Below are 12918 nucleotides of genomic sequence, written 5' to 3'. Positions count from 1 at the left end.
GCGAGCGAAGTGAGGCTCGGTCATGAGTTCCGTTCAAGCCTGGCGGTCTACCGAAAAGGTGCGGGTCCGGGTTCTCGGTATCGCGTTCTTCGTGATCTGCGCGCTGTTCCTCTGGACCACCATCGCGATCTACAACAAGCAGTTCGTGAAGACCGTCGAGGTCGACCTCATCACCGACAGCGTCGGCAACGCGCTCACCCGCAATGCGGACGTCAAGGTCCGCGGCGTCCATGTCGGTGAAGTCCGTTCCAGCCAGTCCGAGGGCGGCAAGGTGACCTTGGCGCTGGCGCTGGATCCCGGCAAGGCCGAACAGATTCCGGTGAACGCGACGGCCCGGCTGCTACCCAAGACGCTGTTCGGTGAGCGGTACGTGGATCTGGTGATCCCGGACGATCCCAGCGCCCAGCATCTGACCAATGGCGTCACCCTGCACCAGGACACCAGCGGCAACGCGATCGAGATCAGCAAGCTGCTCGATGATCTGCTGCCGCTGCTGCAGGCGATTCCGCCGCAGGATCTGGCCGCCACCCTCGGCTCGCTGTCGCAGGCGCTGTCGGGTCAGGGTCTTGCGCTCGGCGAGACGATCGACAAGCTGGACAACATCTTCCGCGAGGTCAACGTGGTGATGCCGGATCTGCAGCAGGATCTTGCGAGCTTTGCCGACGTGGCCGCGACCTACTCCGATGCCGCGCCGCAGCTGATCGACGCGCTGAACAATTTGCGCACCACCAACGCGACCATCGTGCAGAAGCGTTCGCAGATCGACACGTTGATAGCCTCGCTGACCCCCACCGCGGCCACCACCGCCGACTTCTTCCTCGCCAACCACGACAACATCATCGATCTGGCCGTCGACTCCCGGCCCGCGCTCGAACTGCTGGCGACCTACTCGCCCACCTACGCGTGCGCGCTGGCGAACTTCGCGAAGATGAAGCCGCGCATCGACCGCCTCTTCGGCAAAGGCACCGATCGGCCCGGCTCGCGGGTGACCATCGAACTGGTCAACACCCGCGGCAAGTATCTGCCCAACCAGGACGAGCCGCGCTGGCTGGACACCAGGGGGCCGTGGTGCGTTCCGGAGTACCCGCTCGGCGTCGACCCCGGTCAGTACACCGGCGGTTCCGCCAATGAGGGTTCGTATCAGGTGCCGAGCCGGAACCCCGGCGACCAGAACACCGGATACCTGGAGACTCCGCAGTTCGGTGTCTACCCGGCAGGCAGTGCGCCGACCACGGCGAATTCGCCACTGGAGCAGCAGACCCTCGGCGCGATCTACGGTGCGGCCAACGATGTTTCGCCGGAACAGGTGCCCAGCTGGGTGACTCGGATCGGAGCGCCGGCATTCCGTGGAAGTGAGGTGAGCGTGCGATGAAACAGAAGCTGCGTGGCGTGGGATCGCCGCTGACCAAGCTGATCATCTTCGTCATCGTCACCCTTTTCGCGACCACAGTGCTCGGCCTGTCCATCGCGAACTACAGCGGTGGCGGTACCGAGTTCAAGGCCAGGTTCACCGATGTCACCTCGCTGAACCCGGGCGACGAGGTGCGCATCGCGGGTGTGCGGGTCGGCAAGGTCACCGACGTCTCGATTGTGGACAAGCGGCTGGCCGAGGTGAAATTCGAACTGGCCGACCGCAATTGGCTGCCCGCCTCGACTACGGCGACCATCCGCTACCGCAACCTGGTCGGCCAGCGCTATATCGCGCTCGAGCAGGGGGCAGGCGAGCAGGGCCGCAAGATCAACAAAGGCGCGACGATTCCGCTGGAGAAGACGCGTCCGGCATTGAATCTGACCACGCTGTTCAATGGCTTCCGACCGCTGTTCCACACGCTCACCGCCGACGACGTGAACAAGCTGTCCTTCGAGATAATCCAGGTGTTCCAGGGCGAGCAGGGCACCATCAAAGATTTGGTGACCAGCACCGCGAGCCTGACGAACAAGATCGCGGACAAGGACGCCGTCATCGGGGAACTCGTGAAGAACCTGACCGCCGTGCTGGAAACGGTCAACCAGCGCGAGGACAACTTCGACCAGCTGATCGTCAATACCGAGGCGTTGGTCAGCGGGCTCGCCGCCGAGCGTGACACCATCGGACGTTCGGTGACCTCGCTGGGCAACCTGGCCTCGGCGACCTCGGATCTGCTTGTCCCGACCCGGCCGTCGCTGCAGGGTTCGATTGCCGGGCTCAACCAGCTCACCGGCACCCTCAACGAGCGCAAGGACGACGTGAACGAGGTGCTGCACAACCTCCCGATCAAGATGGAGAAGCTCGGCCGCGTCGGCAGTTACGGCTCGTGGTTCCAGTTCTATCTGTGCGGTATCGACATCGTCGTCGGGCCGGGTGTGCCGGATGCGCCGCAGCTCAACCTCCCGGCCGGGATGCCGACGATCAACCAGCCGCTCTACACCAACGCCGCGCCGCGCTGCCACGGGAAGGGCCGCTAGATGGACGACCGGATCCTGCTCGGCAAGCGCAGCCCCGCATTCATGGGTGTGCTCGGCCTCGTGATGGTGCTGCTGGTGACGATCTCCGCGTTCTTCCTGGACCGGCTGCCGATCATCGGCGCAGGCACCAAGTACACCGCCGAGTTCTCCGAGGCGGCGGGCATCAAGAAAGGCAACGAAGTCCGCATCGCCGGCGTCAAGGTCGGTGCGGTGTCGGATGTCCGGCTGGCCGGTGACCGGGTGCTCATCGACTTCCGCACCAAGGACGCCTGGGTCGGCAACGAGACGACCGCCTCCATCCAGATCAAGACCGTGCTGGGGCAGAAGTACCTGGCGCTGGACCCGAAGGGCTCCAAGCCCGCCGATCCGAGCAAGCGAATCCCGTTGTCGCGCACGCTTTCTCCGTACGACGTGGTGGATGCGTTCAGTGATGCGGCAAAGAACATCGACGAGATCGACACCGCGCAGCTGGCCACCAGCATGCGGGTGCTGTCGGAGGCTTTCGCTACCACGCCGCCGGAGATCCGTAGTTCCATCGATGGTGTCGCCAGGCTCTCGGAGACCCTCGGCAAGCGCGACCAGGAGCTCAAGCGGATGTTCGCCGCGACCAAGCAGACCACCCAGGTGCTCGCGGATCGCAACGCCGAGTTCGAGCGGCTGCTCGCCTCGGGCGGGCAGTTGCTGACCGAGCTCAATGTTCGTCAGCAGTCGATCTCGCAGTTGCTCACCGGAGCCAAGACGGTGGCGGCCGAGCTCAGCGCGCTGGTACACGACAACCAGGAGCAGATCGGCCCGGCCCTGACCAATCTGAAGGCCTCGATCGACCTGCTCAATGCCAACCAGCAGAACATCTCCAAGACGTTGGAACTCGCGGCGCCGTTCTACGGCCTCTACGCCAACGTGCTCGGTACCGGTCGCTGGTTCGACGCGGTGGTCGTCAACCTGCTTCCGCCGGGCCTGCCGGAAATTCCCGGTGATCGGCCGCCGGTGCGTTCTTTCGGCCCTCTGGAAGGTAACTGACATGGCGACGAGCTGGCGCGGTGAGCCCTTGACCGCACTGCGGTCCTCCAGTCGCGGCACCAAGGCGGCCATCGCCGTGGTGGTGGTCGCTGCCCTGCTGGCGGCGGGTGTGTTGTGGTGGCTGTTCGATCGGATGACCACCACCAAGATCACCGCCTACTTCGATCGATCGGTCGGCATCTACGAGGGTTCCGACGTGCGGGTGCTCGGGGTGCCGGTGGGACGGGTCGCCTCGGTCGAGCCGCTGGGCGACCAGGTCAGGGTCGTCATGGATGTCGACCGGAAATACGACGTGCCCGCCGACGCCAAGGCCGCGCAGATCACCCCCTCGGTGGTCTCCGACCGATTCATCCAGCTGACGCCGGTGTACACCGGCGGGCCGAAAATGGGCCGCACCGCGACCATTCCGCGGGACCGCACGGTCACCCCGGTGGAGGTCGACCAGCTGTACAAGAGCATCACCGAGCTGTCGGATGCGTTGGGCCCCAACGGCGCCAACGCCGAAGGCGCGGTGAACGAGCTGGTGCGCACGTCGGCGGCGAACCTGGCAGGCAACGGCGAGGCGCTCGCCAACAGCATCACGCAGCTCTCGCGGGCGGCGCGCTACCTGTCCGACGCGCGCGGGGACATCTTCGACACCGTCAAGAACCTGCAGAGCTTCGTGACCATGCTGGCCCAGAACGACTCGCAGGTGCGTCAATTCAACGCGCAGCTCGCGGATCTGTCCGGGTTCCTCGCCGGCGAACGGCAGAACCTCGGTGAAGCGTTGAACCTGCTGTCGGTCGGCCTCGGCGATGTCGCCCGGTTCATCGCCGACAACCGCGACCTGATCGCCGACAACGCGCAGGCGCTCACCGAGCTCACCAAGACCCTCGCCGACAAGCGCGATGATCTCGCCGCCGCGCTTCCGGTGCTGCCGCTGGCGCTGAGCAATCTGATCAATGTGCACAACGGCGAATCGGGCACGCTCGACATGCGCACCAATTTCACCGATCTGCAGGATCCGTTCGGTGCGGTGTGCAAGATGCTCGACCTGAGCAAGCTGATGCCGGGCGATCCGAAGTTCGAGGCCATCGGCAAGCAGATGCGACCGCTGCTCGACCACTGCAAGGAGATCACCGACCAGATCACCGCGGGCGTGAAGACGCCGACGCTGATCCTGCCGTTCGGCATCCTCAGTGGCGAGAACGAGCAGCGCGCCCCGGTGCCGGGGACCGTGCCGGGCACCCCGTCCGATCAGCTTCCGCCGTCGCAGGGAGGTGGCCGGTGATGAGCCGCAACATGATTCGCAGGGGCGCAGCGGCCGTGGCGCTGAGCGCGGTCGGCCTGCTGGTGGCCTCGTGCGCCTCCAACGGCATCTACAGCGTCCCGCTGCCGGGTGGCGCCGATGTCGGCGCGCACCCGATGCACATCGACATCCAGTTCGACGATGTGCTCGACCTGGTGCCGCAGTCGGCGGTCAAGCTCGAAGGCGTGCCGGTGGGTCGGGTGGAGGAGATCGTCATCGGCAAGGACCAGTGGACCGCGAGCGTGCGGACCCTGGTGAACTCCTCGGTCGAGCTGCCCGCCAACGCGAAGGCGGAGGTGAAGCAGACCAATCTGCTCGGTGAGAAATTCATCGAGCTGACCAGGCCCACTGCGGATCCGGACCCGAAGAAGCTCACCGACGGCTCGGTGATCCCGGTCGCCAATACCCGGCACGCCACCGAAATCGAGCAGGTGCTCGGCGCGATGTCGTTGCTGCTCAACGGTGGTGGCGTCGCGCAGCTGCAGCCCATCGTCACCGAGCTGAACCGGACGCTGGGCGGCCGCGAGGACAAGGTGCGTTCGCTGCTCGATCAGGCGAACACGCTCATCGCAGGACTGGACGCGCAGGTCGACAACATCACCAGGGCCATCGATGGCCTCGCGACACTGAGCGGCCGGGTGGCCACCCAGACCGATCAGATCGGCAAGATCCTCGACGAACTGCCCGAGGGTATCAAGATCCTCAATGAGCAACGCCCGCAGCTGATTTCGATGCTGGCCCAGCTCGATCGAGTCGGCCAGGCCGGTTTCGAGGTGCTGGACCGCTCGAAGAACGATCTGATCACCGATCTGCGTGCACTGCGTCCGACACTGCAGGAGCTCGGCCGCGCGGCGCCGGATCTGGTCACGGCGCTGCCGCTGGTGCCGACCTACCCGTTCCCCGACTCGACGCTGGAGGGCACCTTCGGTGGTCAGGTGAACACCTGGCTGTCGGTGGACCAGCAGATCGGCGTGACGCTGAGCAATCTCGGCGTCGGCAAGGGTGATCCGGTGTACATCCCGCCGAAAACGGGCCCGACGCCGGTGATCAACCCGACCAACCCGTACTACAACGGGAACGGTCCGCGACCGGGCTGGCCCACGGTCTCGATCCTGCCGCTGCCGCCGAACATGGCGTTCGCGCCCGCGAACGGCGTTGCGCCGCCGACGAATCCGCTCGGTGCGATTCTCGACCAACTCGGTGTGGGAGGTGGTCCGCGATGACCCGCCTTGTCCGTAATCAGCTGATCCTCTTCGTCGTGGTCGCGGTGGTGGGTGTGGTGCTCGTCAGCGCCAAGTACATCCGCCTGGACAATATGCTCGGCTTCGGTCTGTACACCGTGAAGGTGGAGACGGCGCAGACCGGCGGCATCTACAAGGGCGCCGAGGTGACCTACCGCGGCGTTCCGGTCGGCCGGGTCGGCGATCTGGAGCTCACCGACAAGGGCGTGGTGATGAACCTCGTCATCGACTCGAGCTCGCCGGACATCCCGGCCTCGGCCAAGGCTGTCGTCGCCAACCGCTCCGCCATCGGCGAGCAGTACCTGGACCTGCAGCCCGATTCCGATCGCGGTCCCTATCTGCGCGAGGGCTCGGTGATCACCTCGGCGACGACACCGGTATCGATCGAGGAACTGATCGGCAGTGTGGACTCGTTCACCAGCTCGGTCGACCTGGCCGCGCTGAACACCACCGTCACCGAGCTCGGCAAGGCATTCAATGGCAAGGGTGACGATCTGCAGGTTTTCGTCGACTCGCTGAACAAATTCACCGTCACCTTCAACGAGACACTGCCGCAAACGATTCAGCTGATCAAGGACGGCCGCATCGCGCTCGGCACCCAGGCCGAGCAGGACGGCGCGATCCGCCGATTCAGCAATGGCCTCGATCTGCTGACCGCTCAGCTGCGTTCCAGCGACCCCGATCTGCGCAGGCTGATCGGGACGGGAACGGACGCAAGTGACCAGATCGGCGCGCTGCTCAGCGAGAGTGGCCCCGCACTGACCGAGGACCTGGCGAATCTGCGCCAGCTGTTGCAGTCCATCTCGCCGAAGTTCTACGCGCTGCGGCCGCTGCTGATCATGCTGCCGTCGCTGTCCATCGGCGCCTCCTCCACCGCCCCCGGCGACGGCACCACCCACTTCGGTCTCGTCCTCGAAGCCAATAACCCGCCTGCGTGCACGTTGGGCTACGAGGGGACCCAGCGGATCCTCGAGCAGATGAAGCGGGAGAATCCGGATTTCGACGACACGCGTGATGAGTTCCCGTTCAACCGGGACGCGAAATGCACTGTGCCGTTTGGTAATCCGACCGCGGTGCGCGGTGGCGCTCGGGCCGATCTCGCCGACCCGAGCATCGTGCAGCCGTGGGATTCCAACCCGAAGACCGACCCGGAAAAGCTGAACCTCAACCCGATCGCTGTTCAGATGGCCACCCTGCTGGGGGTCACGCCGAAGCGGTGACCAGGACCGACGCGGCGTCGCCGCAATAATTACTGACGTTAGGGTGTGCAGTCGTGAGTGAGCGCAGCGAGCGAACTATAGGCACAGCGCCACGGGGCACGACGGAACCGAGCGTCAGCGAGGTGCAGTCGTGAGTCCCGATCTTTCCAAGGAACAGCCGGAACCCACCGAGCCCGATTTCACGGAATCCGACGCCACGGCGGCTGTCCCCACGGAGGCCGCCGCCGAGTTGCCGACCGCTGAACAGTTCACAGCGGAGCCGGCGGCGAGTGTGGTCGATTCCGTGCCCGCCGATACCGCGGCGGGGCGGCCGCCGTTCGTCGTCACCGTGGTGGCCGCCGCCGCGCTGGTGATCGCGCTGGTCGCCGCGGCCTGGTTCGGCGGGGGCTGGGTGCGTGCCGTGTTCTTCACCGACGGTCCGCGCACCGAGGCGCGTGATGCCGCGCTCACCGATGCCAGGCAGGCCGCGATCAATCTGATGTCGATCAACCCGGCCGATGTGGACGGCTCGATCGCAATGATCCAGTCCTCGATGACCGGTCAATTGCTCGACGAGGCAACCAAGGGGCAGGAACAGCTGCGGACGACGGCTTCGGAGTCCAAGACCAAGCTGGAGTCGAAGGTGCTCGGTGCCGCGCTGACCTCGTTGAACTCCGAGCGGGACCGGGCATCGGCGCTGGTGGTGCTGCAGGTGACACGCAGCGTGCCCGACACCGCGCCGGTCAGCTTCCGACAGTCCTGGACGCTGAACATGATCAAGGAGGGCGCGGTCTGGAAGGCGGAGAAGGCGGAATCGCTCGGGCAGCCGGTGCCGCTGGACGCACCGAAACCTGGCAGTACGCCCGGTGCGCCGCAAGCGCCCGGTGCCCCCGCACCCGCGCCCCCGACCAAGCCCGGCTCGTAGGAGGACCGATTCATGGCATCCAAACGACCCGTCAACCGGGTAACGCCCAGGAATCGGGCTGCAGCCGACCGGGCGGTCGCAGGCACGGGAGCGCGCAATCGGCGGACCGCAGAGCCTGCCGCGCCGAACCGCAGGCCGACCGGCAAGACCCGGGTCGTCGATGAGCCGCGTACCGCCAGGACTCGCCGTCCTAAAGTCGCCGGCAACACCGAGGCGGTCGAATCCGGCACGCCGCCGCAGCACGACGGCGAGCAGCGGCCTGCTCGGCGGCCACTGCGGCGCTCGAACACCGGCTGGGGGGTCGTCATTGCGGGTGTCGTCGCCACGATGCTGCTCGCCGGTTTCGCGGTGCTGGCGGCCTTCCGGCCCGGCGTCGACGATTCGAACCAGGCGTTCGTGCAGACCAAGGCCACCGAAGAAGTGAGCGCCGCCGCGGAGCACGCGCTGCGCACCGTGTTCGCCTACGACGTGAAGAAGCTCGACGGCTACAAGGATGCGGTGCACCAGGTTGTCACCGGGCAGATGCTGACCGACTTCGACAAGTACGCCGACACCAATATCGCCGCGATCAAACAGGCCCAGACCAGCGCGGATGTCGATGCCAAGCCGATCGGAGTGACCTTGCTCACCGATGACAAGGCCGAGCTGCTCGTCAATATGGTCGTCAGCGCGAACAAAGACGGCGTTGCGCAGGAAAGTGCCTCCGGTCCGATCGTTTTGCGCATGCAAAAAAGGGACGGACGTTGGCTGGCCAGCGACATCGTCGATCGCAATTGAGCCGCTCGACCTGGTGATCTTGTAGCGCGGCAGGCGATCTCGGTGCGCCCCTGGTCGGCGCTGCCACTTGACGAGTTTCGCCCGACCCGTCACGCTATTCACAACAGCGGCAGCTGTCACAGTGGCTCCAAGCGCCCCGTGGCTCCCGACGCAGCCAGCGATTCGGGCCCGGCGCGCCAGCCATATAGGTCACGGCGCGCCGCCACGCGGAGGCTCGCTCTGGTGGTACTTTGACACCTCGGCGTATGTAGGTGTAGGTTTGGACGTTGCGCTGGCTGCCTCCTGTCCATACCTCGATTCGCAAACGTGAGTTCCACCCTTCCGGTGTTACTTCCGCTGTTGCCTGTTCGGGTTTCGTTCGGGTTGTAACCAGCGGAATTCGTAGCAGACAAGCGACGGTCGCGGACCACCACGCGACGCGCGTGAGGTGCTGGAAGGACGCATCTTGGCAGTCTCCACCCAGACCAAGGCACTTGCCGGAATCCCCGGAGCCCCATTGAGGGTGTCTTTCGCGAAGATCCGTGAACCCTTGGAGGTGCCCGGACTTCTCGATCTACAGACGGACTCATTTGCATGGTTGATCGGTTCGCCTTCATGGCGTGAAAAGGCCGCGCTCCGCGGTGACGGCGGACTAACGGGGGGTCTCGAGGAGGTGCTCGAGGAGCTCTCGCCGATCGAGGACTTCTCGGGCTCGATGTCCCTGTCTTTCTCCGATCCTCGTTTCGAGGAGGTCAAGGCCTCCATCGACGAGTGCAAAGACAAGGACATGACCTACGCGGCGCCGCTGTTCGTCACCGCTGAGTTCATCAACAACAACACCGGTGAGATCAAGAGCCAGACGGTCTTCATGGGTGATTTCCCGATGATGACCGACAAGGGCACGTTCATCATCAATGGCACCGAGCGCGTCGTCGTTTCGCAGCTGGTGCGTTCGCCGGGTGTCTACTTCGACAACAGCGTCGACAAGAGCACGGAAAAGGACCTGCACAGCGTGCGCGTCATTCCGAGCCGTGGCGCGTGGTTGGAGTTCGACGTCGACAAGCGCGACACCGTCGGCGTCCGCATCGACCGCAAGCGTCGCCAGCCGGTCACCGTGCTGCTGAAGGCGCTGGGTTGGACGACCGAGGAGATCGTCGAGCGTTTCGGCTTCTCCGAGATCATGATGTCGACCCTGGAGAAGGACAACACCGCCGGTCAGGACGAGGCGCTGTTGGACATCTACCGCAAGCTGCGCCCGGGCGAGCCGCCGACCAAGGAGTCCGCGCAGACCCTGCTGGAGAACCTGTTCTTCAAGGAGAAGCGCTACGACCTGGCACGCGTCGGTCGCTACAAGATCAACAAGAAGCTGGGCATCCACCTCGGCGAGCCGATCACCGCGTCGGTCCTCACCAAGGAAGACATCGTCACCACGATCGAGTACCTGGTGCGCCTGCACTCCGGTGATCGGATGATGACCGCGCCGGGTGGCGCGGAGGTTCCCGTCGAGGTCGACGACATCGACCACTTCGGCAACCGTCGCCTGCGCACCGTCGGCGAGCTGATCCAGAACCAGATCCGGGTCGGCCTCTCGCGCATGGAGCGCGTGGTCCGCGAGCGGATGACGACTCAGGACGTCGAGGCGATCACGCCGCAGACCCTGATCAACATCCGCCCGGTCGTCGCCGCGATCAAGGAGTTCTTCGGAACCTCCCAGCTGTCGCAGTTCATGGACCAGAACAACCCGCTGTCGGGTCTGACCCACAAGCGCCGTCTTTCGGCCCTTGGCCCGGGTGGTCTGTCCCGTGAGCGCGCCGGTCTGGAAGTCCGTGACGTCCACTCCTCGCACTACGGCCGCATGTGTCCGATCGAGACCCCGGAAGGCCCGAACATCGGCCTGATCGGTTCGCTGTCGGTGTACGCGCGGGTCAACCCGTTCGGTTTCATCGAGACCCCGTACCGCAAGGTCGTCGAGGGCAAGGTCACCGACGACGTCGTGTACCTGACCGCCGACGAGGAGGACCGGCACATCCGTGCGCAGGCCAACTCGCCGGTCGACGCCGAGGGACGCTTCCTCGAGGACAAGGTCCTGGTCCGTCGTCTCGGTGAAGAGGTCGAGTTCGTTTCGGCCGCCGAGGTCGATTACATGGACGTCTCGCCGCGTCAGATGGTGTCGGTCGCGACCGCGATGATCCCGTTCCTCGAGCACGATGACGCCAACCGTGCCCTGATGGGTGCGAACATGCAGCGTCAGGCCGTGCCGCTGATCCGGTCGGAGTCCCCGATCGTGGGCACCGGTATGGAGTTGCGCGCCGCCGTCGACGCGGGCGACGTCGTCGTCAACGAGAAGTCCGGTGTCGTCGAGGAAGTCTCCGCCGATTACATCACCGTGATGGCCGACGACGGCACTCGCAAGTCTTATCGGATGCGGAAGTTCGCGCGCTCGAACCAGGGCACGTGTGCCAACCAGCGGCCGATCGTGGACGAGGGTCAGCGGGTCGAGCAGGGGCATGTGCTCGCCGACGGTCCGTGCACCGAGAACGGTGAGATGGCGCTGGGCAAGAACCTGCTCGTCGCGATCATGCCGTGGGAAGGCCACAACTACGAGGACGCGATCATCCTGTCGCAGCGTCTCGTGGAAGAGGACGTCCTCACCTCGATCCACATCGAAGAACACGAGATCGACGCCCGCGACACCAAGCTGGGCGCCGAAGAGATCACCCGGGACATCCCGAATGTGTCCGACGAGGTGCTTGCTGATCTCGACGACCGCGGCATCATCCGCATCGGCGCCGAGGTCCGTGACGGCGACATCCTGGTTGGCAAGGTCACCCCGAAGGGGGAAACCGAGCTGACCCCGGAGGAGCGGCTGCTGCGGGCGATCTTCGGTGAGAAGGCACGCGAGGTGCGCGACACCTCGCTGAAGGTGCCCCACGGTGAGTCCGGCAAGGTCATCGGCATCCGCGTGTTCTCGCGCGAGGACGACGACGATCTGCCTCCCGGTGTCAACGAGCTGGTGCGCGTGTACGTGGCGCAGAAGCGCAAGATCCAGGACGGCGACAAGCTCGCCGGTCGCCACGGCAACAAGGGTGTTATCGGCAAGATCCTCCCCACCGAGGACATGCCGTTCATGCCTGATGGCACCCCGGTCGACATCATCCTGAACACCCACGGTGTGCCGCGTCGTATGAACATCGGCCAGATCTTGGAGACCCACCTCGGGTGGATCGGCAAGGCAGGCTGGGATGTCGGGGCCGACGCGGACGGCACGAACCGTCCGGATTGGGCCAAGGCGCTGCCGGAAGAGATGCTGGCGGCTCCTGCCGACTCCAACATCGCGACCCCGGTGTTCGACGGCGCCCGCGAAGAGGAGCTGACCGGTCTGCTCGCTTCGACCCTGCCGAACCGCGATGGTGAGCGCATGGTCGACGAGAACGGCAAGTCGACCCTGTTCGACGGCCGCTCCGGCGAGCCGTTCCCGTACCCGGTCGCGGTCGGCTACATGTACATCCTGAAGCTGCACCACTTGGTCGACGACAAGATCCACGCCCGTTCGACCGGCCCGTACTCGATGATCACGCAGCAGCCGCTGGGTGGTAAGGCGCAGTTCGGTGGTCAGCGCTTCGGCGAAATGGAGTGCTGGGCCATGCAGGCCTACGGCGCGGCCTACACGCTGCAGGAGCTGCTCACCATCAAGTCCGATGACGTCGTCGGCCGCGTGAAGGTCTACGAGGCGATCGTCAAGGGCGAGAACATTCCGGAGCCGGGCATCCCGGAGTCGTTCAAGGTGCTCCTCAAGGAACTCCAGTCCCTATGCCTCAACGTCGAGGTGCTGTCTTCCGACGGCGCCGCGATCGAGATGCGCGACGGCGACGACGAGGACCTGGAGCGCGCGGCGGCGAACCTGGGCATCAACCTGTCCAGGAACGAAGCAGCCACCGTCGACGACCTGGCGAACTAGGCGGTCGGCCGGATGCCGTTCACTTCGAACGGCATTCGGCCCCGCGTTCCACCAACTAGTGAACTTTTTGCTCGAATTCGACCCGA

Annotated in this window: 9 protein-coding genes; all 9 read left to right on the top strand. The window is 65.3% G+C overall.

All coding sequences use genetic code 11. From position 1 onward, the window contains the following. Positions 1 to 22 precede the first annotated feature (22 nt). The 9 genes from OHA42_RS00435 (at position 23) to OHA42_RS00395 (ending at position 12832) form a co-directional block, all read left to right on the top strand. Positions 23 to 1372, top strand: a complete 1350-nt coding sequence (locus tag OHA42_RS00435; RefSeq protein WP_406233575.1) for an MCE family protein — start codon at positions 23 to 25, stop codon at positions 1370 to 1372. Further along, entirely contained in the window at positions 1369 to 2445 is a 1077-nt protein-coding gene (locus OHA42_RS00430; protein WP_406233573.1) for an MCE family protein, read from the top strand. Before OHA42_RS00435 ends, OHA42_RS00430 begins: the two co-directional genes overlap by 4 nt. After that, the gene (locus tag OHA42_RS00425) at positions 2446 to 3465 is read left to right on the top strand and encodes an MCE family protein (protein WP_406233571.1); all 1020 of its coding nucleotides are present in this window, start codon (positions 2446 to 2448) and stop codon (positions 3463 to 3465) included. 1 nt (position 3466) lies between these two features. Then, positions 3467 to 4735: an MCE family protein gene (locus OHA42_RS00420; RefSeq protein WP_406233569.1), complete on the top strand. Its 1269-nt coding sequence runs from the start codon at positions 3467 to 3469 to the stop codon at positions 4733 to 4735. 11 nt (positions 4736 to 4746) lie between these two features. Beyond that, complete coding sequence (locus OHA42_RS00415) at positions 4747 to 5976, top strand: MCE family protein (RefSeq protein ID WP_406238952.1); 1230 nt, start codon at positions 4747 to 4749, stop codon at positions 5974 to 5976. Further along, positions 5973 to 7214: an MCE family protein gene (locus OHA42_RS00410; protein WP_406233567.1), complete on the top strand. Its 1242-nt coding sequence runs from the start codon at positions 5973 to 5975 to the stop codon at positions 7212 to 7214. The genes OHA42_RS00415 and OHA42_RS00410 overlap by 4 nt, the downstream gene beginning before the upstream one ends. A gap of 130 nt (positions 7215 to 7344) precedes the next feature. After that, on the top strand, positions 7345 to 8118 hold the full coding sequence (locus OHA42_RS00405; RefSeq protein ID WP_406233565.1) for a hypothetical protein: 774 nt from the start codon (positions 7345 to 7347) through the stop codon (positions 8116 to 8118). A gap of 12 nt (positions 8119 to 8130) precedes the next feature. Continuing rightward, entirely contained in the window at positions 8131 to 8895 is a 765-nt protein-coding gene (locus tag OHA42_RS00400; RefSeq protein WP_406233563.1) for a hypothetical protein, read from the top strand. Positions 8896 to 9322: 427 nt separating this feature from the next. Continuing rightward, positions 9323 to 12832: a DNA-directed RNA polymerase subunit beta gene (locus OHA42_RS00395; RefSeq protein ID WP_328406556.1), complete on the top strand. Its 3510-nt coding sequence runs from the start codon at positions 9323 to 9325 to the stop codon at positions 12830 to 12832. Positions 12833 to 12918: the final 86 nt, after the last annotated feature.

Origin of the sequence: Nocardia sp. NBC_01009 (assembly GCF_045208035.1) — a bacterium.
GTDB lineage: Bacteria > Actinomycetota > Actinomycetes > Mycobacteriales > Mycobacteriaceae > Nocardia.
The sequence above is the reverse complement of the archived record's forward strand: the minus strand, read 5'-3'. Positions and strand labels throughout refer to the sequence as shown.